This is a genomic window from Priestia sp. YIM B13486 (assembly GCF_042787865.1).
GTDB classification, from domain to species: Bacteria; Bacillota; Bacilli; order Bacillales; family Bacillaceae_H; genus Priestia; species Priestia megaterium.
Window position 1 is genome coordinate 120662 of record NZ_JBHZOZ010000003.1, and the last position, 23761, is coordinate 144422.

Genomic DNA, 23761 nt, shown 5'->3' on the forward strand with positions numbered 1-23761 from the left:
TGCACATTGAAAATCTACAAATTCAGTAAAGAACATGGCAAAAAAGTAGAAAAATATCAGTTGCATTTAGCCACTTACGTAAAAATGGCACGAACAAATGAAGCAGCTACGATCGGCTATATGTATATAGAAGGAGAAGAAACAGTAGGATATCACGAAGCGCCTATACCTCAGCTATTTATCGTAGTCGAAGGTGAAGGATGGGTAACAGGAGAGAATCAAAAACGAATACCCATTAAACGTGGAGAAGCAGTACTGTGGGAAAAAGGAGAGTGGCATACGTCGGGAAGTGAAACCGGCATGACAGCCATTGTCATTCAATCGGAGGAGCTACATCCTGAAACATTTATGGAAAGAAAAAAGCACGCTTAGATAAGTTGTCTAGGCGTGCCACTTTTCTATAGGACTTTAAATTTTTTAAGGGCAAACTCAATCCCGTCTTCACCCGATTTCTTCGTGACAAAATCAGCGGCGTTTTTTAACTTATCAGATCCGTTGCCCATCGCAATTCCAAGACCGGCTAATTCTATCATATCGATGTCATTTTCTCCGTCTCCGAATGCGATAGCCTCGGATTGATCGATGTTAAAATAGTCTAAGACCTTCAGGATAGCTACCGATTTTGTAATTTCTTCTTGAAGAACACTTACGACAAAAGGGTGCCATCTTTTAAATAGTAACTGAGGAAATCGCTGCGTATACTGCTCAAAGGTTTTGTCATCACCATACAGACACATTAAATAAATATCTTCATCATAAATACGCTCATTAATTTGAGGATAATCACTGAGCGATAATGTTTCCTTCAGGGCTTTTAAAATATTATCATCTTTAATTCCATTCATGCTGAGCTCTTTTGTATAAAATGAAAGACCGCGATTTTGCGAGGCTGCGTATTCAAAGACTTCGCGCGCGACGTGCTTGTCCATGGACAGCTTATGAATGACTTCTTCATTATGTACAGTAAACGATCCGTTTGCGGTAATAAGCGTATCTATGCCTAATTCTTTAATTTCTTCACAGAGAGACAAAGGTCTGCCTGTTGCGGCAACAACTTTTATTCCTTTATCTTTTAAGCTTTTTACAATCTCTCGAGTTTTGGTGGAAATAATCCCGTTTTCGTGATGAGTAAGAGTTCCGTCCACGTCAAAGAATACGATTTTATAGCTCATAGTAATCTCCTTGCTTAAACAGCTTTATCTCTTTTTACATTTACAAATAATAGCGCACAAATTAAAATAGCAGCTACATATAAAAACGCAGAAACAACCGGGTTATGTAAAAAAGCAGTATGATTGTATGAAGAGTCATACAAATAAAGAGCGGCTAGAAATAGAAAAGACAGTAGTTTCTTCATGTTGTCACCTCCTGGTTTTATTATACATATTTTTCTTGTATTTGTATGTAATCTTAATAAGAGTGATAGAATAATAGTATTTTACATAAGCAAAGAGAAAGCGAAGTGACCAATATGACGATACATCATTATATAGGTTCTCCTTATGAATTGCCTACAGGAAGCTTTGGCACAAAAGAAACGCGGGTGCCTTTATCCGAAGTTTCTCCTTTTAATCAAAATCAAAAGAAAGATAAGCTAATTACAATCTACGAGAAAGAAGAAGATGCGTACGGTATTAGTATCAATCACTTAACCGACGGGTACAGTGACATAGAGCACGCATTCACCTTGCCATATATCTACGAAGTATCTTGTGATGCACATTCTAAATCAATAAGAGAGTTGTTTACTTATATTGAAGAACACCTGATAGAGGGCTGTCACATTGAATTATATTCTTGCTTGGACGGTGATGAAGCGGAAGAAAAAGATTCAAGTCTAGATACGTTTATTAACTTAAAAACGCTTTATTTTGGAAAGCATTATAAATTAGATAAAAAGAAGTACATCTATGAATTAGGAGAAATGTTTACATTTGAAGATAAACAATTTGTAGTGGTGGTTAAGTGAGTTGGTTAGCCTGTAACTTTTGGGTAAGAATTACAGGCTAACCAGTTTAAGCAGACTGATATTTATAAAAAAGGCTTGATATATGGAAGGCTTAAACCGACGTAAATAACAAATGACATAAGCAAGTAGCAGCCGATAACACTTCTTCTAACTGGTTTAGAAGCTTTTTTTAGCCAGCCCCAATGCTTATCATCATGGTCAAAGATGAAGTAATCCAAAATGACGGATAACGTGATAATAGCAGCCATCATTAATAGGCCCATATGTATCCTCGCTTTCAGTTTATGAAGTAATTTCCTATTTATAACAATATACCTTGTTATCCAATTAATTACAAATAGATAAAAGTACTATGAATGGTTTATTGTAACTACTATATTATGGTAAAATTCACAGAGTATAGCATTATAGTATGATGATTTTTTTAAGAAAGATGTGAAGAAGTTGGACGTAGTAAAAGAAGTAAAGCTATTAAAATATCAAATGAGTTTGATGAAACATATGATTAACGCTGAGGAACATCCTTTTTTTATGTTTGCGATTGATCATGAGTTTGAAGAAAATCAAGTTCAGGCATTTTTAAAAATACTAGGTGTGTTTAGCTGCCGAATAAAAGGTGAAGATATTTCCGTCTGGTATCAAGATGATCAGCTGTTTTCTCCATTTAACCTTGCATTAGATAAACTATATGTGTCAGAACAACCAACTGTAGAAGAATTAAAATCGGTTGTTGCTAAGATCTTTTATCAGGAATTTGAATTAGAGTATTTATTGTGCAGTTTAAAGAAGCAGTTTATTCAAACTGCAGTTTGCGATTTTTTCTTGCAGTGTTTAAAGCCAGGTTCGAAATAAATGATTTAAGAATGTGTTTAAACGTGAAAGTTTCAAAAGTAGGGGAGGTTAGTTGAAGTGGCACGAGTTATCAATTTTTGGTCATTTATCTTGACACTACTGTGCGTTGCGTTCTTTTTCATCGCATTTTATCATTCATTATTATTGAATATAAATTTATGTTTAGCAATTATTCTATTTTTCATCGGCATCGCAGGTTTCTTCGGCATAAACAATTGGGCATCGGCTCTAAGAAGTATTCTAACAGTGGTAATTAGTGCTGGGTTAATTCTAGTGACAGGATTTATTATCTTCATCGGCAATCTTTTTTCATAGCACATACATAAGAAGTACAGCGAAAGGTTCTCGTGTAGAGAATCTTTTTTTATGTACATGCAATTATCCAGAAAATAAAAATGAAAATATAAAAACCTTTTGACAACAAGCTTCGTCTAAGAACAAGAAAGGAGAGGCAGAAGTGAAAGAACTGACCGTAGAATGGATACACGTACAAGACAAAGAATTAGTTATAGATGAAATCATGGATCGATATGGACAAGAAATTTTGCAGCTTGCTTACTCGTACGTAAACAGCGTAGCAGTTGCGGAGGATTTGACGCAGGAGATTTTTATTAAATGCTACAGAAATCTTTACAAGTACAGCGGTAGATCCAAGTTTCGGACGTGGTTATGGCAAATCGCAATTAACCACTGTAAAGACTTTCTGAAAAGCTGGTACAACAAAAACATCATACCGGCGACAGACTATTTTCCAAATCATATAAGTGAAAAAGAAAACATAGAGGAAGCTGTTATTCAAAACGAAGAAGACCACGAGCTGATGTCAGCTATTATGAAGCTGCCGACTAAATATAAAGAGGTGATTTACCTCTTTTATTATGAAGAATTATTGATTAAAGACATTGCGTTAGTAACCAAAACCGGAACAAATACAGTAAAAACGAGACTGAGACGGGCCAAATCACTTTTAAAAGAAATGCTGGAGGAATGAGTCATGGATAAACGTCTTAAAAACCTTAGAAAAACAATGGATCGTGAAGTGTTTGCTCAGCTGAAATTTACAGAAAATCATAAGAAAAGTATTCGAGAAAAAATAATGCAAGAGACTCATAGTGATGAAGAAATTTTGATTGCTATGATGCAGTTGCTCGTGCAGGAGAAAACAGGCTATCAGTTAGTCAGCTTACTGCAAAGCCGAGGAATTTTAAACTTTAAAGAAAACGAAGGTTCTTTATATGTCATCCTGCATCGACTAGAGCTAAAAGGTATATTGACGAGCAGTTGGCAAGAAGACGGAGCTAAGTTTTATCAATTAAATAAAAAGGGCTGCAGGCTACTTAAAAAAGTGGAGAAGCAGCCGTTATCTAATCATATGAGTTTTAAAGAAATATTAGAGGGGTGAAGAAGGGTATGAGTGAACAAAGAAATTCATTCTTGGAACAAGTAAAGGCACAAATAAAATCAAAAGAAGCCAAGGTATTTGTTTCCGCAGAATTGCACCATCATTTAAATGAAGTAAAAAGCTATTGGCTGCAAAAAGGGATAAGCAAAGACCAAGCAGAAGCCAAGGCCGTTACTCAAATGGGAAATCCCATCAGCATTGGTCAAAGCCTTAATCGTATTCATCGTCCAAAAGTAGACTGGATGACCTTAATTTTATTTGCTGCCGCTCTACTATTAGGGTTTTTGCCACTGTTGTCTCAAGGGTATATGAGTGGTAATCATTTTCCTATGTATAAGGCTATCTTTGTGGTTTTGGGTGGAGTTTTAGCTCTTGGCATGATGTTTATAGACTATAGAAAGATGGCCAACAAGGGATGGATATTCTATTTACTAGGTACCTTACTCTTATTATTTTTGACAAGATATTTTAATACGCTCGTAGAAGGACAAGCCGTTTTAAAGATAGGTTCTTTGAAGATAGAAGGTTTAATGGCCATTCCTTTTTTCCTTATGGCATGGGCAGGGTTCTTCCAAAGCAATCGCTTTAAAATGTGGCAATTCTTGCTTTTATTTGTTCTGTCATCGTATTTCTTTTTACAATTTAGCCTTACAACGCTCTTTATATATGTAGCCATGACGTTTACGATGATCTGGTGGAGTAAGCTAAATAAAAAGAAAATAGCCATTGTCCTAGGAGCTGGCTTTGCGTTAGTTGTTACTTGGGGAATAATTGGATGGATGACCGTTGCTTATTATCAAAAGCAAAGACTACTCTCATTTATAAACCCTTATAATTCAGAAGAGTACTTTGGTCTTTCAAAGGTTCATCAGTTATTTATGGATGCAGGATGGTTTGGAAAACATTTATTTGTTGATCAAATGATTCCTCAAGCGAATACGAACTTTGTATTCCTAAGCTTTACTTATTATTACGGGTGGCTATTTGCAACAATTCTTTTTCTAGTTCTTTCTTTAGTTGTTGTTAGAGTCATGTTTATTGCTAAAAGAATTGATGATTCGTATACTAAACTGCTGCTAGTGGGGGTTATAATAATTTATACGATACAACTTGTTGGACATGTAGGAATGATTGTCGGATTCTTTCCTATGACAAACATGTCGTTACCGTTTATTAGCTACGGATTGATGCCGGTTTTGTTAAATGCATTCTTAATAGGAATTGTGTTAAGCATTTATAGACGCAAAGATCTATTTGCTACAAACACCTTACAGGTTAATCAGCAATAGATTATAGATCGTGAGACTTTAAAATCTGTTGGTGTTATAAACTGATGATGAATGATTGATTTCATAAAGACAAGTAAAACAAACGCTGGAAAATGAATGCCAGGGTTTGTTTTATACCTAGAGTGGTTATAGGTCTCTTACTTAACCCGTTGGTGTAGCTGCTCTGTTCCCGTATCTCTTTTCAATAATTTTATACGTAACTCCAGTTAAAACGGACAGGGTTAGCACCTTTCCTATAAGGTTAAGACCATAGTTATATTTTAACGTATAGAAGAGGGCTAAATCGTTAGCCCTCTTTTAAGTAAGCTTGTTAAGTGACCAGCTGTTTTATAACTCAGTTATTTACATTCAAAAGAATAGTCATTGGTAATTGGATTATGTATTTCTACCATGGCTTCTCCGCCGTTATCATAACATCTTGAGGTCAAAGTTTGTATCTCTGTACTATTAAAATAGCTAGAACAGTTAATCAACACAGAGATTACTAGTAATAATGTAAGTAAAACAATTACTATTTCTTTTATTTTGGATTCAACGATGGGTTTAATTTTTTATTCTCCTTTGCAATTTACATTAAAAGCTATAGATGTAGTAACCATAAATCATAATAAATGTTTAGCTTTCAAGAGCTTGATCTTCGGATAGTGGAAAATCAAGCTTTTATTCTTTTATATAGAAATTTCAATAATCCTGTCTAAATCACGATTTTCTTACATTTTTTAATTTACCTGTTTTATTCATAGTCTACAGTCGTTCCCCCAAATACAAACGTAATAATCCCCAATACAAAGAACAGCTGAGAAATTACACCTACTATACTGCAAATCAGCCCGGCAATCGCGAGTCCTTTACCGCCTTGATTGGAAGCAGCTATTTCGTTTGATGCTTTTTTGTAGAGGATAATGCCGATAATACCTGTAATAAACCCGATGATTGGAATAAAAATGGATAGGATACCTAGAGTTAGAGAAACAATAGAGTTGGTGTTTACTTGAGGTTTTGTATTAGTTTCCAATAGTTTCACTCCCTATAAATGATATTTTTTGATTATAACATAAAAAGGAATAATATCCTTTTTACTAATAAAAATAGAAATTTTTAGAATTACATGTGTCCCGGTATATTTTCTATGTGCCGTTTCGTCAAACGTATGATGACATGTACAAAAAGAAACCTGTTCTTTGACTTCTATAAGGAAATCGATTTTGTGGGCTACCTTAGATTAAATCTGCTTCACAAAAATAACCTAAAATAAGGAAAATACGATACAATAATCCATAAGGATGTGAATAAATGGAATTGTTTACACCAGATGCTTTTCTGTATTTATCATTTGCGATTATGACGGCATTCTTTGTGCATGCTGCTATTAAATTAGCGCATCATCTTTTTTGTGGCTTGACTTAGGACATGCAGATCCGTATTTTATTCTTCCAATCGCGGCGGCAGTTACTACGTACTTACAGTCAAAAGTTATACAAAGTGATGTAGAAGGAATGAATCAATCGCACGTGGTGTTATCTCGAATTCTTTCGCCCCTCATGGTGCTTTCATTTGGAATATTTTCACCGTCCGGTCTCGTTTTATACTGGATGACGGGAAGTTTGTTTATGATTTTTCAGTCTCTTGTATTAAAGAAGTTTTTTCAAGAAAAGGCAGTGTTTGAAGTGGAATAAAGAAACTAAGAGGTTGCTCCGTTGGGATTAGCCTTTTAATGAAAGGAGGGGGTACAGTGAAGAAATACATCATTTCATTCGGCGTAACATTTGGCACGATAGCACTTTTGTTTTTTATCGGAAACACATTTCATATTTCGTTACTGTCAGTTCAGTGGATTTATGTAAATGAACCGGAAAATTTTCAAATGGAAGCAAAAGGCGGTTTAATACCGGTAGCCCTTGGACTTATTCTTGGTTTTATAACCGACTACGTATTAAGTGAAAAAGAAAAAAAGCAGGGTTATCAATTATAGTGAAGAAAAAAGGATCTTATATAGCAGATCCTTTTTTTTATTTGTGCTTTCAATAAGTGAATATAATAGTACAGGCAGATGTTGTCATACATATTACGGTCATCAAAAACAAACGAAGGGGCAGCAAACCTTTATGTTATCATCGACTTTTTATAGTTTACTAGCTATAATTGGTATTAAATAGTAATTTTTGTAAATAAAAGGTGATTTCGTGTGCCGTCAAAATGGCTAAATCAGTTACTTTCTATGATTACACCTAACTACTAATAGAGAAAGTGAAGTGAGCAAATGACAAATCTTTTAGAAGTTAGAAACATGGCAAAATCGTTTGGCCAAAATGAGGTTTTAAAAGATGTTTCATTTCATGTACCTCCTGGATCGATTGTGGGATTTATTGGTAATAACGGAGCGGGGAAATCTACGACGTTTAAAGCAGTACTAGGATTAATTTCGAGAGATAGCGGTACTGTCGAAATATTTGGTGAAGACAATTTGAATACAGATGCGACAATTAAAGAAGATATTGGCGTCGTGTTTGATGCGATTAATCTGCCGGTTTCTTTGACGATAAAACAGCTAAACAATGTTTTTAAGAAACTATTTAATTCTTGGGAAGAAGCTGATTTTCACCGGTTGATTCAATCTTTTTCACTGCCGGAAGATAAAAAAATACATACGTTTTCACGCGGCATGTCGATGAAATTATCTCTAGCGGTAGCGCTGTCTCATCGTGCTAAATTATTGCTGTTAGATGAAGCGACAGGAGGATTGGATCCTTCGTCTAGAGAGCAAATACTAGATGAATTAAAAGCATTTGTCAGCGATGGAAACAGCGGAATATTGCTTTCGTCTCACATTATGAGCGATGTCGAAAAAATAGCGAGCCACCTTGTTGTGATTAAAAACGGTGAGGTTTTATTAAATGAAGAAAAAGAGAAAGTTTTTCAGGAGTATGCAATTGCCGTTATGAATGAAGAACAGCTGAACTTACTTCCAGAAGATGTAATAGTGGCAAAAAGAACGTATGATACGTCTATCCGCGTATTAGTATCAGATAAGCATCAGCTGCCAGATGAAACTATAACTGAACCGATGTCTATGGAAGAACTAAGCGTGCTTTTAACGAGGAGTGAAACGTAAATGAGGGGTCTATTGTTAACGAACTACTACCTCATTCACCGAAGCTTTTTGACGTACACAGCGCTTGCGATAGTTATTTCTGCGGTCATCTTTTATTTTGCGGATCCTTCATTTTACCGTATTATAGCGATGTTAATTATTTTATTAATGGCAATGCCAGCGCTTGAAGTGATCAAATTAGAAAGTAAGACCGGCTATGACAAATACGTGCTTACTCTTCCGATTAGTCGAAAAAATGTGGTGCAAAGTCACTATGTTTTTTATTTTTTAATTGTCGTCAGCGGAACCATCTTATCCTATGGTGTTTTTTCAATGTATTCGCTTATTTCCCAGAGTGCAGTAGAGGATATCATAAATATCGTTTCGTTTGGTACATTTATCGTACTTTTCGCTGGTGCAATTGCTTATCCGCTTCTTTACCTATTCGGAGCAGAGAAATCTGACGGAATAGTACTTGGAGGGGGCATGGGAGGCCTTTTCGTTGCGATTGCTTTACAGGGAGCTGTTGGCTATTTCGTCGAGATATTAGCGGCATCAAGCTTACCGGTTGCTTCTTCTTTGTATGTTCCTATCTTATATACTCTTTTTGGGATGGTAATGTATATTGCTTCTTACTTTATTGCGCTGTCTATCTACCGGAAGAGAGAATTTTAGTATGAATTGATTTTGAAGTAAAGACTACGAAGCGTTCTTTAAGGCTATTTATCAACAAATAATTCAAACAAAAAAACAGCTAGAACATTTGATAAACTAAGTAAACAAGATCTCAAAAATATAACGGATATGATTGGTGATTAAGCTTAAGTGATAAGCACTTTTACAAAAGTTAATTGTGTCCTTTATGCACATGTATTATAGTAAAAGATGCAGTTTTAAAATGAGAAAGGAGATTATATGGGGAATTTGTTTAAACAGGCTTCAAACGTATCAAAAAACGCTTTTATTGCTACACTGATTTTGTATATCATTATTGTAGCATCTTTTATTCCGTCAATTGTATTTGCGGGAGCTTTCTTTGCTATAGTAATTAAAATAGCAGCAGCACTTTTAATCTTAGTAACAATCCTTGGAATGATTTATTCGCTCTTCATTAAAAAAGGCGGTCAAAAATTTCTTTTTTTACTGTTACATGCCGCTTCTTTATTTATTGTTTTGTTTAGTATCTCTGCTTTTATGCTCGCTAAAAGCGCTGAGTTGACATAGTGAAGAGGAATTACATATGCACAAAAGCAGGAGAAATCCTGCTTTTTTTATTTTCGTATGATTTCAAGAGGACTCGTAAGTTCTGGAGAGGCACTGTTGACTATTTGGCTAAACTTGTTTAAGAAGAATATAAGAAGGAAAAGGAAGGAAAAGAAGATGTGATAATTTGGAAATGATCATAGCTATGACAGCAGGCATGGGTTTTCTTTTCTCTTTTTTATTTTTATCCTGTTATAAGTGGAAGCAAGGGGAAACCCTTGAGTGAAAGGCAAATCTATATGATGAGAGGGCTAGCCGTAATTGTTCTTTTAGCTAGCTTTATTTTAGGAAGTCACTTTTTATAAAAGATGATTGATACATAATGTTGAGTGCATCTCTTGATCTAAAAAAATGCTGCCACTACCAAGCTAGGCGGGTTGAAAAAGAGAGGAGGATACTAGAATGAAATGGTACAAGCACGCGCTCATTCCTTTAGCTATAGGCTTTTTAAGCTTCGTATGTTTTATGATTTATAGTAAAGCAGTAGAAAATACGAGTTTTCAGCTGAACCAGGCGCTGTTTATTTCAATTGGTATATGTATTGGTGCAGTCCCAGTCTCATTTTTTGTAGAGCATCAAAAGAACAAAGAAAATAAAAAGTTTCATAGCTAAGTTGTTTACGGAATGGCCCCTAGTTCTTTATTTTGTTGGAAAAGGTGGCGTATTTTATATCTGTCTAGTCCTCATGAACTAACCTATTGATATGTTAGTATTAGATGAAACAACTTTTTTAGGTGTTAAAGTCTGTAATCTATGAAATTCATGTAACTAAGCATCCCATGGATTCGAATGTAATTAAATCAACGGGGATGGTCCTGGAGTTCACTCGTTAATTCTTCTACACTGTCAAATTATGTTGATGGAACTCTGCACACATCTCGGCTGAATCCTATTAAAGAGCTGAAAAGCCACTAATTACTATCAGTGGCCTAGAGAAATCCTTAATATCGCTGTTCTGATTCAACCAAAATTTTAACTTGGTTTTTTTCCTTAATCAGGCTTTCGAATCCTTCTTCAATTACATCGTCTAGAGCTATCTTTTTCGTTACTAACTTTTCGGCTGAGAAGTATCCTTTTTGCATAAGAGATAATACCGCTGGGAACACGTTACGATAGCCAATGATTCCTTTAACAGTTCGTTCTTTCATTACAATATCATTTGGTAGAATTTCTGCTCCTTTTTCCCATATGCTAACGATAATAGTTTCTCCACCAATTCCTGTAGATTGGATTGCTTGACGTAATACAATAGGTACGCCTGTTACTTCAAAAGATACATCTACGCCACCGTCAGTTAATCTACCAATTTCAGCTACCGTATCTTCAACTTCAGCAGGATTGATGATGATTGCTCCTAATTCTTCTGCTTTCGCTTGTCTTTCTGGAGATAATTCAACTGCATAAATATCGGTTGCACCTGCTGCTTTCAACGCTTCAATGACAAGAAGTCCAATGGGGCCACATCCAAATACAGCAACTTTGTCTCCTGCTTTCACTTTACTTGAACGTACTGCATAAAGAGCTACTGCCGCTGGTTCTACTAGAGCACCTTGTTCAAAAGATAAATCATCTGGAAGTTTGAATAAAAGTTCTTCGTCTACAGCAACATATTCACTAAGACCTCCACCGCCTCCGGCTAAACCTAAGAATCCCATTTGTTCATCTAGGTTATAAGCACCTTGGTGTCCATGTGTAGCAAAGATTGGCTCAACTACCACACGATCACCCACTTTATAACGAGTTACACCTTCTCCAATCTCTACTACTTCACCTGAGAATTCATGTCCAAGCGTCACTGGAGCAACCTCATTAGTGAGAGGGTGCGGTCTATCAACTGGAATAAAGATGGGACCGCCTAAGTATTCATGCAAATCACTACCGCAAATTCCACACCATTTAACTTTCATTTTTACCTGACCAGCCTGTACAACCGGTTCATTTATTTCTTCAAGACGAATATCTTTTTGATTATGCCATCTTAGCGCCTTCATATACTACATCTCCTTGTGTCATTTCTTTTACTATACCTATAAGTATACAATCAGATATCCTTATGGTAAATTTAGTTAATATTAACGATTGTTAAGTAATACTTAACTAAAAGAAAAAGAGGGCATTATGAATATTGAACAGTTAAAACATATGGTGGAAATAGATAAAACGGGTTCACTAAAAGAAGCAGCTAATAATCTGCATATTACGTTACCTGCACTAAGCCAATCTATAAAAAATTTAGAGAAAGAACTAAATATAATGATTTTTCATCGTTCTAGAAGAGGATCTATTCCAACTGAAGAAGGTCATAGGTTAATTGAAAAGGCCAATTCTGCTTTATTGAAAATTCAAGAATTTATGGATGAAGCAGAAGCGTATACAAATACAATGAATGGTGAAATAAAGATTGCAACCTACCCAGGACCAATGGAGATTCTCGTTCACTTAATAACAGAAATTAAAAGAGAATATCCGAACATAAAGGCTTCTGTCTATGAAAATAGCACCGAGTATATTATAGATAAAGTTCTAGAGGGGGAGGTAGATGTAGGTTTTATTACTTATACAGAAAAAGAAGAAACAAAGTATCGGAACTTGGTATTTAAAAAGTTATTAGATGGTCATATGGTAGCTGCAGTAAATAAGAAGTCGCCATTAGCCAAACAAACACTCATTACTGAAGAGATGTTGCACAACCAGCCAATTGTTTTATATAACGATAAATATATTCAGGAATTTATGAAAGGTTTTAGTTCATTACTATTTGATATCTTGTTTACTACCAATAATGTAGATACAATTCGTAATACATTGGAAAATAATACGGCAATAAATATAGGATTTGACTACGCATTTAAAACAGATGCCGGCTTATCTAGAAGTGATCAATATGTAGTCGTTAACTTTGCTCCTCCGCATTACAAAACTTATTCTTTTGGCTACTTTTATAACGCTAATAATGGTCTTTCTAGAATAATAAGAGAATTCTTAAAGCGGATTCATAGAACTATAGTAAATAACGAATTATAAAGAATGAAGGTTAAAAAAGAATTATTTCAGAGAGAGGGAAATGTGTGAAACGTCATTTAACCTTAATTTTATCGTTATGTAGTAGTTTACTTGTTTTTTTATTGTCACTGTTTCAATGGGATTTAGATGATTGTATAGGGAAATACGTAAGTCCGTATATATGGTTATTCTTTGTCATTCCTTTCTTTTTACTACTAACGCTGTGGACAGGAATTTATCTGTTTAGCAGTAGAAAGTGGCTGCCTTTAGTCATTCAAGTGATAACCGTTGTGCTGTGGTTCTTCATTCCGTTTGAGCAGCTTAATTTAGACATAAACTTTAAACTCCATCAGCAGAAGAGAGAAGAAGTGGCAGCTAATTTATCTAATTTCATCTAAAAAATAACTAAAAGAATAAATAACGCGAATTTTTAAGAAAATTTTAATAACTCGCTAAGAAACTTCTAATTTCCTCTTTATTTTTTTGTAAGTTGTCTCCTTTAAAATAAAAGTAATCGAGTAGCCCACCTTATTTTGAATGGTTGAAAGCTCAATAAGGTTGTATGACGAAAATACGAATGGGTAACCTCACTACTTAAAATGGAGGCTGATGTACACTTATGAATCTAGAGGTTTTTCGAAATTACTCCTTGCAGCATTTGAAGAAAGATATACTATCGGGTATTGTTGTTGGCATTATAGCTATACCTTTAGGGTTAGGATTTGCGATAGCTTCTGGAATATCGCCTGTTACAGGACTTTATACAACGATTGTAGCGGGCTTGCTAATTGCTATTTTAGGTGGATGTAGGTTTCAAATCGCGGGACCTACCGGTGCATTTGTTCCTGTTTTATTAGGGATTGTGTTGCAATATGGCTATGAAAACTTATTAATTGCCGGCTTTATGTCCGGAATTCTCCTCATTATCTTTGCGCTATGTAAAGTAGGAGCTTTAATCAAGTATTTTCCGTCCTCTATTATTGTAGGATTTCAGTCGGGAATTGCGCTGATTATCTTTAGCGGGCAGATACCAAACTTCCTTGGGCTGCACGCGATTGACAAATTTCAGTTTTTTCATTTGAATATAAAAGAGATCTTTGGTAATTTACACTTCATCAACATCTATAGTATCGCTACAGCAGGATTGTGCTTAGCTACGATTTTAATTGTTCTTTACTTTTCGCCTAAGTCGCTGGGAATGTCTTATTTACTCGGAATTATTGTATCAACGGGCTTAGCATCTTTTTTCTTTTCCAATCAGTTTGAAACCATTGGTTCCATTTACGGAGAGATACCTCGTCATTTTCCGGCGCCAGCGTTTCCAGATATAACAGTGGAGAGGGTGGTCACTCTTTTACCTTCTGCATTTGTCATTGCTATACTTGTAGGGTTACAATCTTTACTGACAGCTCGCGTTGCAGATGAAATGACAAAATCAAAGCACAGCAGCAAAAAAGAACTGATTGGCCAGGGAATCGTAAACATGGTAACGCCGATGTTTTCAGGTATTCCCGCAGCAGGAGAAATTGCAAGAACGGTTACCAATATTAAAAACGGCGCTTCCTCTCCAATTGCAGGAATCACGCACGCTATCTTTGTGTTGATTGTGCTGCTAGTGCTCGCTCCGTACGCTTCATACGTGGCGCTTGCCAGTCTCGCTCCAGTTTTGATGGTCGTAGCGTGGAATATAAGTAAAAAAGAACAGTTTGCAAAAGTGATAAAAGAAAGATCATTTCATTCGCTGGTTTTACTCACGACTTTTTTGTTAACGGTATTTACAAATTTGACAGTAGGAATAGCCGTTGGATTATGCCTGTCGGGTGTACACTTTATGGTGAAAAAGAGTCAAGAAAAACAAAAGCTATTAAGAAAAACTGGTTAATGTAAGCATATAAAATAATACGCGTAAAAACCCCCGCTGTAGGCTTAGACAGTGGGGGTTTTAGTAGTAATGAAAAAGACTATCTCAATTACTTTCCTTCAAACCAACAGCGGGCGTTATCAAAAAGCATGTGCTGAATCTGCTGTTCGGTTACGCCTTTTCTTTTTAATTCCGGCACGACTTCTTCTAACACAAAGCTCATTGACCATTTTGGAAAACGTTCTTCAATTACGCCTTCTGGAAACCAGTCCATTGTACAGCAGTAGTCTTGTGATAGAAACATGCGGTTTGAGTATCCTTGTTTGGCTAACTCAATGACCGTGTTATTTCTATTTTCAGTTGAACATTCTCTTGTCAAACCGTAGCGGTCCATTCCGATAAAAGCCCCTTGATTTAAAATGTTTGAAATATATTCAAGGTTATCCGTATCTCCCGTATGTCCAATCAGAATTTGATTCGGATTAGCGCCTTCATCCAGTAAGATATCAAGCTGCTTTAAGCCTGTGCCGCTTGCAGGGTGTGAATGGGTCATAATCGGCACGCCCGTTTTTTTATGAGCGCGTGCGACGGCACGCATTACTTTTTCTACATCGGCCGTTACGCCAGGTGCATCTGTAGCGCATTTTAAAAAGCCTGCTTTAATCGACGTGTTTTGAATGCCGACTTCGATATCTCGAACAAACAGATCTGCCATATAGTCAATGCTACGAGTTTGAAAATGGGTAGGGATGTAGTTATACGTATAAATTCCCGTAGCTGCGATGATTTGAGTGTCCGTTTCACGGGCAATTTTTTCAATAAAATGAATATCTCGCCCTTGTTCCATCACCGTAGGATCACAGATGGTTTTGACTCCGAGCTTCTTTGCGCGATTTACTTGTTCGACTGCTTTTGCGATTTCTTGTTTTTCATTATATAAATGAGGAAACTGTGCGTGAACAGATTCAGAACGAACGCGCATATGCTCATGGATTAACGTTAGCCCTAGTTCTGACGCGTTGACTGGGCCTGTTACAGAATTGATAAATGTCATAGTATGATTCCTTTCATAATCTACCTGTAAATCAAACAGTGGATGACCAGGTACATTTTTAATTTAATCTGTTTTATTTTTATATATAGACTACCGTTATAAAAAACACATATTGCATTATACAACATATTTATTGTCTTACACAACAGGCGGTACTTTTACTCCCTATGACAAAAAATCCTTCTTTCCAAGCAGAAAGAAGGACCATTCATATTGATGATTACCCAGCATTTACGCTGTAATTATCACCGTTTAATTTACGAAATTTTAGATAGCTGCCAACTCTCCAAATAACAATATATATAAAGGCTAGCGTCATCGTTAAGACCGCGAAGTCTATCGAATCTAACCCTTTAAAGTACTGGCTCAAAGCCATTCTTATGAAGATAATAGCAATAATCACATATTTAAAATTTTTATTTGGCTTTGAGTAAATGAAGCCGTCTTCTCTTACTTCATAGTCCGTTTGGCTAAGCATAATAAGTCCAAATATAACACCTAATACACCAGCAATCAGCATTTCCCAGTAGGGTGGTAAGTGAAAGGGCTGGCCCGGTATGTGCATCAGCTGACTTAGACTAAGGGAAAATGCAATCAATATGAAAAAAATAGGTGCTAATATACCAAGTCCATTCTTTTTAATGGGCTTATTTTTCTTTTTCATCTTTCTCCAAATAATGAGTCCAATAAGAGCCATAACAAATATATAAATAAGCAGCATTTCCATCGTTATTTTGCCTCCTTTTTTATTTCTACGTTCGTACAATCCACTATTTAGTATAAACAATAAAAGGATGGAGATAAAAGTGCATTCTTTCATTTTTTACACATGAGAATTCTCACTATTTTTTATTACCGGCATTTCAGGTTTTGGTATACGCCTTATTAACTGTTTCTTTCTTTTTTACCACAATATGTTAGAGTTGTAAGAAACGAGAAAATGTAGTGCAAGCAAATTTTGTTTACACGCTGCTATAGTCATAGAGGTGAATGAGTTGAGGTTAGGAAATCAGTTACAAAAACTAAGAGAAGGACAAAAAATGTCTCAAGAAGAGGTTGCTAAGCAAGTGGGGGTATCTGTACAAAACATACATAAGTGGGAAAATAATCAGGGCTATCCCGAAATTCAGCATCTTTTAAAGTTAGGGGACATCTATGGAACAACCATTGATGAATTTATTAAAAGTGATGCTGCATTACAAAGCAGAATAAATATTCGGGAAGAAGAAAAAGAAGACGACGATGAACTGCCTCACCCAGGTTTTTATATCGGAATAGGCATCATGTTTCTTGGTACTTTACTTAGCCTGATTATCGGCAATCTTACAATCACGATGGTAACCAACATGGCTGGAATGCTAATTGCTTGTTTTTATAAAGGTATCTTAAAACTTTTGCGAGATATCAAAAAGGACTTTTACGAACAAGGGTAAAAGAGTGAAAACATATAAAGTCCTTAAAACGAATAGTATAGGTTATCAATGAAACCTAAAGCAGAAAGGTGGCGTAGTGATGATCAAGTCAAAGCTTTTGTGGAAAGTTATTGGATTAGAAATCTTAGTTATCTTTTGGTTTGTGGTAAACGGTGCATACGTGAGCATGACGCATCCTGCTACACATTATCTTCAGTTTTTAGGAATCGTCCCTTTGGCGATTGGAATAGCATTTTATCTAACAAAAACAAAAAAGTGGCCGCATTTTTTCTCCTTTCAACAAAACATGTCGTTGAGAACGAGAATCCTGTTTCTTTCTCCGCTTCTTTTATATTTGCTTATTATCCTCATTGGCAACAAAGGTGTACACGGAAGTTCCATTGCTGATCTTATTCTTGTTTTGCTTACCCAAACTCTAGTCATAGCATTTGTAGAAGAGATGGTATTTAGAGGATTTATCCTTAATCTGCTGTTAGCAAAAAGCTATAAAGTGGCGGTTCTTCTATCATCGTTTCTATTTGCCTTTACGCACAGTTTGAATATACTAAGCGGTCAATCGGTAGCAAATACAATTTTTCAAATTTTATTTGCATTTGTTATTGGGTTGGTGCTGGCTTTGCTGATCGTTAACGGTCAATCGATTGGAATTACGATTGCATTCCACGGCTTAAATAATTTTCTCCAGTTTACAAGCCCTGTCGACGCTAACGATTCTTTCCTTGTTAATTACGCGCTGCTTTTATTTTTAAGCGGATATGCCTTTTATTTATGGAATCGAAAATCTACTTTATCAGTTTCGCAACATCAGATTAGTAGCTAATCAAAAGAGACTGCAACAACAGTATTTTAGTTAAAGAAAAATCTGAACGATGAATGGAGATTCTTGATGGAGAATCAAACTTGTTCGGATTTTTTGTTGTTGTGATGAACGTAGGTTTCGTTTATGTGGGTGGGTGCTTCTAGCGGTTGATTGGAGGGCAAGGCGAAGACTCCTGCGGGGAAAGTGGAATAGGTGAGACCCCGCAGGAACGTAAGTGACGAGGAGGCTCACCGGCCGCCCGCGGAAAGCGAAGCCTTGCACGGAAATCAACAGCGGTGTAGCAAGTGACCTATACTAGCTCCTTTCTCCAATTTGCTCGCCTGTAGATTGAATTGCTTTAGTTGTGTCTCACTCTCTTTTTAGAGTTCCGAAGCAGGTATTAATCTCTCCAAAACTGAATAACTCTTATGACTAATAATGCTGCTAAATTTAATTGGTTGAGATCTTATTAAACGCAAAAGGGGAGAAAGATATGTTTGAAGAAAAGGTAGGTATTATTACGGGTGGAACGTCGGGGATTGGTTTAGCAACAGCGGAATTACTCGCAAAAGAGGGCATGCATGTTGTGATCGCTTCTAGAAATAGTGAAAAAGGAGAAGAAGCTCTTTCTGGATTAAGAAAGTGGTCTCCTCGATCTCTTTTTATCAAAACCGATGTAACGAATAGTCAAGATGTTAAAAACCTTGTTAGCCAAACATACTCTACATTTGGAAAAATTGACGTGGGCTTTAACAATGCGGCTAACACTGAGGCTTCCTCTAGTGCTACACATGAATTCAAAGAAGAGGACTTTAATCATTTAATTAACGTTACGTTAAAAAGTGTATGGCTTTGTATGAAGTATCAGCTGCAGGTAATGACCAAACAAAACAGCGGTGTAATTGTAAATACATCATCAATGGACGCGATTTTATGCTCAGCGGGGACTGGCGTATATGCGGCTGGAAAAAGCGGTGTGATCGCTTTAACGAAGTCAGTTGCTCAAGAATATGGCCATCAACATATAAGAATTAACTCTTTTTGCCCAGGCGCATTTCGTACGCCTATGTTAGAAGAAAAATTTTCAAATCTATCTTCAGGTGAAAAAGCAAAGCTCAATGAATCCTATCAAAAGCTAAACGCGCTAGGCAGAATTGGTGAGCCGCTTGAAGCGGCAAAAGCAGTAAAGTGGCTTCTTTCGGATGACGCTTCTTTTGTTACGGGTCAAAACATTATTGTAGATGGTGGAATTGGGTTTAGGTTTGAGTAAGAATAATGAAATAAAAAGGTATTTAAGGGGGTGTTTATGTCTTTTATTCTAACTAATTGTATGGCCATTAGTATCGTATTTACGGTCTTCCTTTTTATAAGTATTGCGTTTAACAAAAGAATAGTTGCCCTTGTTATTTCCTTTGTTACGGTGTTGTTCGGTTTATTTTTACTTCTTTACGCTTTTGCCAAAATAAGCGGATTTGATGCTTTAGACATTCAAATAAAAGGTTTGATGATTATCGGAGAAGGTTTGATCTTACTCGTTATTACAAGTGCATTCATCTCCGTCCAAGAGGCAAAAAAGAAAACGCTGTAAAGTCAGAAATAAAATAGCTGCTAAAGGCGGTGATGAAATGGCAATTGGAGTTGCGTTAACGGTTTTAGTAGTAGGTCTGATGTTTGCAAGCGGACTAAGCCAAGGGAAAGGAGCTAAAAGAAAATATATAGTGTGGGGAACAACAACCATATTGATCATAGCTCCGTTCTTTTCATGGGTCGTTTCGATTTTGTTTGCGATTAGCCAGGAAGAAGGTTTTGCGGGAGTTGCATTAATGATGTTATTGTTTCCGTTTTTCTTTTTAATAGGACTTGTTACGTTGTTAATAGGAATCTTTAAGAAAGAAAGTATGAATAAATCTGTTTAGGAACAGGGAGAGAACTATCAAAAGTTCATATCCGCAGATGAGGTAATGATGGGGAAATCTAAAAAAGTAATATAAACAAAGTGGAAAGAAGCCTAAAAACCCTACTATAACAGGGGTTTTTAGGCTTTTATTAATATTCAATAAAATGATGGGTAAATCATACCTTACAATTCTGATAAAAATAATATAAATTATAATATACATAGGGTAGTATGTTTACAGAATTTAAAGGAGTGTGTATGATGCCGTTCAGTTATGTTTCTCACTTATATTGTCCTAAATGTAAAAGAGAATATAGTCCAAAAGAAAAACATCAATTATGTGAATGTGGCTCACCTTTATTAGTAGCGTATGATTTAGAGAGACTGAAAGACAATCTAAGTCCAGGAGATGTCCAAAGCAGAGAACCGAATCTATGGAGATATCATGAATTGCTTCCAGTAGAAGATCCAGAAAACGTCGTTTCCTTAGGAGAAGGGATGACTCCGCTTATAAAAATGCCTAAGCTAGGTAAAGAAATGGACATTCCAAACTTATATATGAAAGATGAAGGCATTATTCCAACGGGATCATTTAAAGCTAGAGGCGCCGCTGTAGGGGTGTCAAAAGCAAAAGAACTGGGCGTTGAACAGTTAGCGATGCCTACAAATGGGAACGCCGGAGCCGCTTGGTCGCTTTATTCGTCACGCGCTGACATAAAAGCAACTGTTGTGATGCCAAAAGATGCGCCTGTTATTACACGAAATGAGTGTGCTGTCGCTGGCGCTGACCTTTACTTAGTAGATGGACTCATCAGCGATGCCGGTAAAATTGTCGGTGAAGCTATTAAAGCCTGGGGTCTTTATGACGCTTCTACGCTTAAAGAGCCGTACCGAATTGAAGGTAAAAAAACAATGGGCCTGGAAATTGCTGAACAGTTTTCTTGGAATTTTCCTGATGTGATTTTATATCCAACAGGAGGAGGGGTTGGTTTAATCGGCATCTATAAAGCGTTAAATGAATTAAAAGAGCTTGGCTGGATTAAAGGTGATCTTCCTCGTTTAGTTGCGGTACAAGCTGAAAACTGTGCGCCTATTGTAAAAGCATGGAATGAAAGAAAACAAGAATCTGAATTTTGGCCGGATTCTTCAACCATTGCCTTTGGTATTAACGTACCAAAAGCAATTGGAGACTTCTTAGTTTTAGAAGCCGTATACAATACAAATGGATGTGCGATTGCGGTGGATGAAGATAAGATTGTGGAAGAACAAAAAAAGGTTGCGCAGCTTGAAGGTTCGTTTATTTGTCCTGAAGGCGCGGCTACATTTCTAGCTGCACGCCGTTTGCGAGAAGAAGGATGGATCAAAGAAAATGAAACGGTTGTTGCTTTAAATACAGGGCTTGGAGTTAAATATCCAAACACAGTAGATATTGAAGTCCCTGTTTTAGAGCGAAATGGCAGCCTTACTAAAAAATAAAGCGAGTAAAAAAATAGATCTTCTTCTAAGCGAAGGTCTATTTTTTTATGTTAACGCAGATAAAATGTTTACCTGATGTAAAAAAATGTAATAAGTGTGAATCTTTATGTTCAAAACTATATGGGTGTATTTAGGTTTAAAGTTCGTCTTATGGGGTATTTAAGAGAAGAAAGAGAGTATCTTTCTATCCGGAAAAACAGCGTGGTGAGGGAGTGGAGCTGGCATATTACGCAAGTTGAAGAATATGCCAAAAGTAGCACTGTAAACCAGCTTGCTTTTACATGTAGAAAACTTACTTGAAGCCACGAACGATTATACGGAGAAAGGAGTTGAATTTTTATCCCTCGACCCCAGCCAACTCTTAAAGTTTTATTCTATGGACCGAATCATCCATTGCTTCACTTGTTAGAACGAGCTTTATATTTATTTTTAAGGCTACATAATTTTTGTAATAGAAACAGTGTATCTATTACAAAATAAAGCTTATATCTAATGGGTTGTAACAATAATTGTCAGATAACCTGAGTGGAAATTGATACCAATAAAATTGTAAACCAGATGCGCTCTCTTTAACGACAAGTTACTATTTTAGCGACTGTAATTCCATCGAAAACGATCCCTATTTTAGGCGAAAATCGTTTTTTAAATAGCAATGAATTGTACGTTGAAATAAAAAAAGTTTATTTTGGTTTTAATTCATTTATTTGTTAGCGTTCCTTCCTCAGCATTTTTTGGCTTCAATCCCTTTAGCCATAACCTTTTTTAATATTTAACATCACATGAATAGTTTTTGTTTTTTACTTAAAAATAAAGAGAGTTACAACACATTTAAGTGTGAAATACAGTAAGTCAGATTTGACTTTACTACTCAGTCTTGTATAATCGTATACCGCGGAGGTGACGTAATGAAATGAAGTTTAATAAGAAAAAAATTAACGTCGTAGATATTGACAAAGCTAAAAAAAGCGTCTTTGCTACAGGAGTAGGAAACGCGATGGAATGGTTTGACTTTGGCTTGTATTCATATTTAGCCGTAATTATTAGTCAAAACTTTTTTAGTGCAGTTGAAAATGATCAGCTCAAATTAGTGTTCACATTTGCCACATTTGCGATTGCCTTTTTAATGCGTCCATTAGGCGGTGTTATATTCGGTAGAATTGGGGACAAGTTAGGAAGGAAAGTCGTTTTAACCACTACCATTATTTTAATGGCCTTTTCCACATTACTCATTGGGTTGTTACCTACATATGATCAAATCGGTATATGGGCACCCATCCTTTTATTAATTGCACGAATCATTCAAGGTTTTTCAACTGGTGGTGAATATGCTGGTGCGATGGTGTATATTGCAGAATCGTCTCCAGATAACAAGCGAAATGTGCTTGGAAGTGGACTAGAAATCGGTACACTTGTTGGTTATATTCTTGCTTCACTGCTAGCTAGCTTACTATTTTTTATTCTGTCGGATAAACAAATGGCCTCATGGGGCTGGAGAATTCCCTTCTTATTAGGATTGCCTTTAGGACTTATTGGTTTTTATTTACGAAGAAGTTTAGGGGAAACACCTATTTTTGAAAATGAACTTTCCAACGAAGACGAAGTTGAAGAAGAAAGCTTCCTCTCTATTTTAAAAAATCACAAAAAAGATGTGTTTGTTTGTTTCGTAGCCGTGGCTTTCTTTAACATTACAAACTATATGCTATTATCGTACATGCCTTCTTATTTGAATGAAATTATTGGTTTATCAAACACAGTTGGTACGGTATTAATTACGGCAGTTATGATTTTAATGGTGCCGCTTGCTCTTATGTTTGGAAAACTGAGCGACAAAATCGGAAACAAGAAAGTTTTCTTAATCGGTTTAGGCGGATTGAGCTTACTGTCAGCCTTTTCGTTCTATTTAATCAACTTAAATGGTTTAGTATTTGTTTCAATCGGTATTCTTATTCTAGGTGTTTTACTTGCTACGTATGAAGGAACAATGCCAGGAACGCTGCCAACAATGTTCTACACAGATATTCGCTACCGTACATTAGCGATCACGTTTAATGTTTCAGTTTCTATCTTTGGTGGAACGACGCCATTGGTTGCGACATGGTTAGTTCACGCAACGGGCAATCACTTGGCTCCAGCATTCTATTTAACGATTGTGAGCATCATCGGATTTTTCGTGATTTTATTCTTGTTTGCGAACACGGCAGGAAAATCACTCAAAGGTTCATACCCAACGGTTGCTTCTAAATCTGAATACAATGAAGCCGTTGAAAATCCAAAAGATTCATTATGGTGGCACACAGAGCAAACAGAAAAATAAAGTAAATAAACAGCAGCTGCATTAACTGCTGCGCAAAATATGAACACTTAAAAAGAGC

At 36.2% G+C, this 23761-nt stretch carries 30 protein-coding genes; 23 read left to right on the forward strand and 7 right to left on the reverse strand.

Annotation, left to right across the window (positions count from 1 at the left end):
• Nucleotides 1-6 precede the first annotated feature (6 nt).
• The gene (locus tag ACFX4G_RS08710) at nt 7-372 is read left to right on the forward strand and encodes a cupin domain-containing protein (RefSeq protein WP_377574079.1); all 366 of its coding nucleotides are present in this window, start codon (nt 7-9) and stop codon (nt 370-372) included.
• A 26-nt stretch (nt 373-398) separates the two neighbouring features.
• Here the strand turns inward: ACFX4G_RS08710 and ACFX4G_RS08715 are convergent, their stop codons facing one another.
• Both ACFX4G_RS08715 and ACFX4G_RS08720 read right to left on the reverse strand, forming a co-directional pair.
• The gene (locus ACFX4G_RS08715; RefSeq protein WP_377574082.1) at nt 399-1172 is read right to left on the reverse strand and encodes a Cof-type HAD-IIB family hydrolase; all 774 of its coding nucleotides are present in this window, start codon (nt 1170-1172) and stop codon (nt 399-401) included.
• A 14-nt stretch (nt 1173-1186) separates the two neighbouring features.
• A complete protein-coding gene (locus ACFX4G_RS08720; protein WP_176521195.1) occupies nt 1187-1357 on the reverse strand; it encodes a hypothetical protein in 171 nt (56 codons plus the stop codon).
• A gap of 114 nt (nt 1358-1471) precedes the next feature.
• Here ACFX4G_RS08720 and ACFX4G_RS08725 point away from each other — a divergent pair, with 114 nt between their 5' ends.
• Nucleotides 1472-1969, forward strand: coding sequence for a hypothetical protein (locus ACFX4G_RS08725; protein WP_097823073.1), 498 nt, complete (start codon nt 1472-1474; stop codon nt 1967-1969).
• Between the two features lie 62 nt (nt 1970-2031).
• Here ACFX4G_RS08725 and ACFX4G_RS08730 read toward each other — a convergent pair whose 3' ends face one another.
• Nucleotides 2032-2232 (reverse strand): hypothetical protein, encoded by a 201-nt coding sequence (locus ACFX4G_RS08730; RefSeq protein WP_377574085.1) that lies wholly within the window; start codon nt 2230-2232, stop codon nt 2032-2034.
• A 181-nt stretch (nt 2233-2413) separates the two neighbouring features.
• On the opposite strand from ACFX4G_RS08730, the gene ACFX4G_RS08735 reads away from it, so the two are divergent.
• The 5 genes from ACFX4G_RS08735 to ACFX4G_RS08755 all read left to right on the forward strand — a co-directional run bounded on the left by ACFX4G_RS08735 (nt 2414) and on the right by ACFX4G_RS08755 (nt 5512).
• On the forward strand, nt 2414-2821 hold the full coding sequence (locus ACFX4G_RS08735) for a DUF1878 family protein (protein ID WP_043981250.1): 408 nt from the start codon (nt 2414-2416) through the stop codon (nt 2819-2821).
• Between the two features lie 57 nt (nt 2822-2878).
• The gene (locus ACFX4G_RS08740) at nt 2879-3136 is read left to right on the forward strand and encodes a hypothetical protein (protein WP_377574088.1); all 258 of its coding nucleotides are present in this window, start codon (nt 2879-2881) and stop codon (nt 3134-3136) included.
• Nucleotides 3137-3278: 142 nt separating this feature from the next.
• The gene (locus ACFX4G_RS08745; RefSeq protein ID WP_377574091.1) at nt 3279-3812 is read left to right on the forward strand and encodes a sigma-70 family RNA polymerase sigma factor; all 534 of its coding nucleotides are present in this window, start codon (nt 3279-3281) and stop codon (nt 3810-3812) included.
• A 3-nt stretch (nt 3813-3815) separates the two neighbouring features.
• The gene (locus ACFX4G_RS08750) at nt 3816-4223 is read left to right on the forward strand and encodes a PadR family transcriptional regulator (RefSeq protein ID WP_377574093.1); all 408 of its coding nucleotides are present in this window, start codon (nt 3816-3818) and stop codon (nt 4221-4223) included.
• Between the two features lie 8 nt (nt 4224-4231).
• Nucleotides 4232-5512: an FtsW/RodA/SpoVE family cell cycle protein gene (locus ACFX4G_RS08755; RefSeq protein ID WP_377574096.1), complete on the forward strand. Its 1281-nt coding sequence runs from the start codon at nt 4232-4234 to the stop codon at nt 5510-5512.
• 733 nt (nt 5513-6245) lie between these two features.
• Here ACFX4G_RS08755 and ACFX4G_RS08760 read toward each other — a convergent pair.
• Entirely contained in the window at nt 6246-6527 is a 282-nt protein-coding gene (locus tag ACFX4G_RS08760) for a DUF4190 domain-containing protein (protein WP_162214652.1), read from the reverse strand.
• Between the two features lie 376 nt (nt 6528-6903).
• Here ACFX4G_RS08760 and ACFX4G_RS08765 point away from each other — a divergent pair, with 376 nt between their 5' ends.
• From ACFX4G_RS08765 to ACFX4G_RS08790, 6 genes are all read left to right on the forward strand, one after another.
• Entirely contained in the window at nt 6904-7188 is a 285-nt protein-coding gene (locus ACFX4G_RS08765) for a YidC/Oxa1 family membrane protein insertase (protein ID WP_377574099.1), read from the forward strand.
• A 56-nt stretch (nt 7189-7244) separates the two neighbouring features.
• Nucleotides 7245-7484, forward strand: a complete 240-nt coding sequence (locus ACFX4G_RS08770; protein ID WP_377574102.1) for a hypothetical protein — start codon at nt 7245-7247, stop codon at nt 7482-7484.
• Between the two features lie 288 nt (nt 7485-7772).
• Nucleotides 7773-8624, forward strand: a complete 852-nt coding sequence (locus ACFX4G_RS08775; RefSeq protein WP_377574105.1) for an ABC transporter ATP-binding protein — start codon at nt 7773-7775, stop codon at nt 8622-8624.
• On the forward strand, nt 8625-9278 hold the full coding sequence (locus ACFX4G_RS08780; RefSeq protein ID WP_097822887.1) for an ABC-2 transporter permease: 654 nt from the start codon (nt 8625-8627) through the stop codon (nt 9276-9278). It begins immediately after the preceding gene.
• A gap of 240 nt (nt 9279-9518) precedes the next feature.
• The gene (locus tag ACFX4G_RS08785; RefSeq protein WP_377574108.1) at nt 9519-9827 is read left to right on the forward strand and encodes a hypothetical protein; all 309 of its coding nucleotides are present in this window, start codon (nt 9519-9521) and stop codon (nt 9825-9827) included.
• Between the two features lie 441 nt (nt 9828-10268).
• Nucleotides 10269-10478, forward strand: coding sequence for a hypothetical protein (locus ACFX4G_RS08790; RefSeq protein WP_097822885.1), 210 nt, complete (start codon nt 10269-10271; stop codon nt 10476-10478).
• A gap of 329 nt (nt 10479-10807) precedes the next feature.
• Here ACFX4G_RS08790 and ACFX4G_RS08795 read toward each other — a convergent pair whose 3' ends face one another.
• A complete protein-coding gene (locus ACFX4G_RS08795) occupies nt 10808-11857 on the reverse strand; it encodes a 2,3-butanediol dehydrogenase (RefSeq protein WP_377574111.1) in 1050 nt (349 codons plus the stop codon).
• Between the two features lie 127 nt (nt 11858-11984).
• On the opposite strand from ACFX4G_RS08795, the gene ACFX4G_RS08800 reads away from it, so the two are divergent.
• From ACFX4G_RS08800 to ACFX4G_RS08810, 3 genes are all read left to right on the forward strand, one after another.
• Complete coding sequence (locus ACFX4G_RS08800) at nt 11985-12890, forward strand: LysR family transcriptional regulator (RefSeq protein WP_377574114.1); 906 nt, start codon at nt 11985-11987, stop codon at nt 12888-12890.
• A gap of 44 nt (nt 12891-12934) precedes the next feature.
• Complete coding sequence (locus ACFX4G_RS08805; RefSeq protein WP_377574117.1) at nt 12935-13267, forward strand: hypothetical protein; 333 nt, start codon at nt 12935-12937, stop codon at nt 13265-13267.
• Nucleotides 13268-13488: 221 nt separating this feature from the next.
• Nucleotides 13489-14751, forward strand: coding sequence for a SulP family inorganic anion transporter (locus tag ACFX4G_RS08810; protein WP_328262474.1), 1263 nt, complete (start codon nt 13489-13491; stop codon nt 14749-14751).
• A gap of 88 nt (nt 14752-14839) precedes the next feature.
• On the opposite strand, the gene ACFX4G_RS08815 is transcribed toward ACFX4G_RS08810, so the two are convergent.
• Together ACFX4G_RS08815 and ACFX4G_RS08820 are read right to left on the reverse strand one after the other, a co-directional pair.
• Nucleotides 14840-15784 (reverse strand): phosphotriesterase family protein, encoded by a 945-nt coding sequence (locus tag ACFX4G_RS08815; protein ID WP_377574120.1) that lies wholly within the window; start codon nt 15782-15784, stop codon nt 14840-14842.
• Nucleotides 15785-16004: 220 nt separating this feature from the next.
• Nucleotides 16005-16511, reverse strand: a complete 507-nt coding sequence (locus tag ACFX4G_RS08820; protein WP_043981270.1) for a CcdC protein domain-containing protein — start codon at nt 16509-16511, stop codon at nt 16005-16007.
• A 259-nt stretch (nt 16512-16770) separates the two neighbouring features.
• Here ACFX4G_RS08820 and ACFX4G_RS08825 point away from each other — a divergent pair, with 259 nt between their 5' ends.
• The 7 genes from ACFX4G_RS08825 to ACFX4G_RS08855 all read left to right on the forward strand — a co-directional run bounded on the left by ACFX4G_RS08825 (nt 16771) and on the right by ACFX4G_RS08855 (nt 23703).
• Nucleotides 16771-17217: a helix-turn-helix domain-containing protein gene (locus ACFX4G_RS08825; RefSeq protein WP_377574123.1), complete on the forward strand. Its 447-nt coding sequence runs from the start codon at nt 16771-16773 to the stop codon at nt 17215-17217.
• A 79-nt stretch (nt 17218-17296) separates the two neighbouring features.
• Nucleotides 17297-18037 (forward strand): CPBP family intramembrane glutamic endopeptidase, encoded by a 741-nt coding sequence (locus ACFX4G_RS08830; protein ID WP_377574126.1) that lies wholly within the window; start codon nt 17297-17299, stop codon nt 18035-18037.
• A 472-nt stretch (nt 18038-18509) separates the two neighbouring features.
• Nucleotides 18510-19286, forward strand: coding sequence for an SDR family NAD(P)-dependent oxidoreductase (locus ACFX4G_RS08835; RefSeq protein ID WP_097822877.1), 777 nt, complete (start codon nt 18510-18512; stop codon nt 19284-19286).
• Between the two features lie 36 nt (nt 19287-19322).
• Complete coding sequence (locus ACFX4G_RS08840; RefSeq protein ID WP_097822876.1) at nt 19323-19604, forward strand: hypothetical protein; 282 nt, start codon at nt 19323-19325, stop codon at nt 19602-19604.
• Between the two features lie 37 nt (nt 19605-19641).
• Nucleotides 19642-19932 (forward strand): hypothetical protein, encoded by a 291-nt coding sequence (locus tag ACFX4G_RS08845; protein WP_097822875.1) that lies wholly within the window; start codon nt 19642-19644, stop codon nt 19930-19932.
• Between the two features lie 242 nt (nt 19933-20174).
• Nucleotides 20175-21389: a threonine synthase gene (locus tag ACFX4G_RS08850; protein ID WP_377574131.1), complete on the forward strand. Its 1215-nt coding sequence runs from the start codon at nt 20175-20177 to the stop codon at nt 21387-21389.
• 910 nt (nt 21390-22299) lie between these two features.
• Nucleotides 22300-23703: an MFS transporter gene (locus ACFX4G_RS08855; protein WP_013084113.1), complete on the forward strand. Its 1404-nt coding sequence runs from the start codon at nt 22300-22302 to the stop codon at nt 23701-23703.
• Nucleotides 23704-23761 lie beyond the last annotated feature (58 nt).

What these genes read in the sequence shown, in the direction of transcription:
- ACFX4G_RS08715 (WP_377574082.1), bottom strand. Translation starts at nt 1,172, where the DNA reads ATGAGCTATAAAATCGTATTCTTTGACGTGGACGGAACTCTTACTCAT.
- ACFX4G_RS08720 (WP_176521195.1), bottom strand. Translation starts at nt 1,357, where the DNA reads ATGAAGAAACTACTGTCTTTTCTATTTCTAGCCGCTCTTTATTTGTAT.
- ACFX4G_RS08725 (WP_097823073.1), top strand. Translation starts at nt 1,472, where the DNA reads ATGACGATACATCATTATATAGGTTCTCCTTATGAATTGCCTACAGGA.
- ACFX4G_RS08730 (WP_377574085.1), bottom strand. Translation starts at nt 2,232, where the DNA reads ATGGGCCTATTAATGATGGCTGCTATTATCACGTTATCCGTCATTTTG.
- ACFX4G_RS08750 (WP_377574093.1), top strand. Translation starts at nt 3,816, where the DNA reads ATGGATAAACGTCTTAAAAACCTTAGAAAAACAATGGATCGTGAAGTG.
- ACFX4G_RS08755 (WP_377574096.1), top strand. Translation starts at nt 4,232, where the DNA reads ATGAGTGAACAAAGAAATTCATTCTTGGAACAAGTAAAGGCACAAATA.
- ACFX4G_RS08775 (WP_377574105.1), top strand. Translation starts at nt 7,773, where the DNA reads ATGACAAATCTTTTAGAAGTTAGAAACATGGCAAAATCGTTTGGCCAA.
- ACFX4G_RS08780 (WP_097822887.1), top strand. Translation starts at nt 8,625, where the DNA reads ATGAGGGGTCTATTGTTAACGAACTACTACCTCATTCACCGAAGCTTT.
- ACFX4G_RS08785 (WP_377574108.1), top strand. Translation starts at nt 9,519, where the DNA reads ATGGGGAATTTGTTTAAACAGGCTTCAAACGTATCAAAAAACGCTTTT.
- ACFX4G_RS08790 (WP_097822885.1), top strand. Translation starts at nt 10,269, where the DNA reads ATGAAATGGTACAAGCACGCGCTCATTCCTTTAGCTATAGGCTTTTTA.
- ACFX4G_RS08795 (WP_377574111.1), bottom strand. Translation starts at nt 11,857, where the DNA reads ATGAAGGCGCTAAGATGGCATAATCAAAAAGATATTCGTCTTGAAGAA.
- ACFX4G_RS08800 (WP_377574114.1), top strand. Translation starts at nt 11,985, where the DNA reads ATGAATATTGAACAGTTAAAACATATGGTGGAAATAGATAAAACGGGT.
- ACFX4G_RS08810 (WP_328262474.1), top strand. Translation starts at nt 13,489, where the DNA reads ATGAATCTAGAGGTTTTTCGAAATTACTCCTTGCAGCATTTGAAGAAA.
- ACFX4G_RS08815 (WP_377574120.1), bottom strand. Translation starts at nt 15,784, where the DNA reads ATGACATTTATCAATTCTGTAACAGGCCCAGTCAACGCGTCAGAACTA.
- ACFX4G_RS08820 (WP_043981270.1), bottom strand. Translation starts at nt 16,511, where the DNA reads ATGGAAATGCTGCTTATTTATATATTTGTTATGGCTCTTATTGGACTC.
- ACFX4G_RS08830 (WP_377574126.1), top strand. Translation starts at nt 17,297, where the DNA reads ATGATCAAGTCAAAGCTTTTGTGGAAAGTTATTGGATTAGAAATCTTA.
- ACFX4G_RS08835 (WP_097822877.1), top strand. Translation starts at nt 18,510, where the DNA reads ATGTTTGAAGAAAAGGTAGGTATTATTACGGGTGGAACGTCGGGGATT.
- ACFX4G_RS08840 (WP_097822876.1), top strand. Translation starts at nt 19,323, where the DNA reads ATGTCTTTTATTCTAACTAATTGTATGGCCATTAGTATCGTATTTACG.
- ACFX4G_RS08845 (WP_097822875.1), top strand. Translation starts at nt 19,642, where the DNA reads ATGGCAATTGGAGTTGCGTTAACGGTTTTAGTAGTAGGTCTGATGTTT.
- ACFX4G_RS08850 (WP_377574131.1), top strand. Translation starts at nt 20,175, where the DNA reads ATGCCGTTCAGTTATGTTTCTCACTTATATTGTCCTAAATGTAAAAGA.
- ACFX4G_RS08855 (WP_013084113.1), top strand. Translation starts at nt 22,300, where the DNA reads ATGAAGTTTAATAAGAAAAAAATTAACGTCGTAGATATTGACAAAGCT.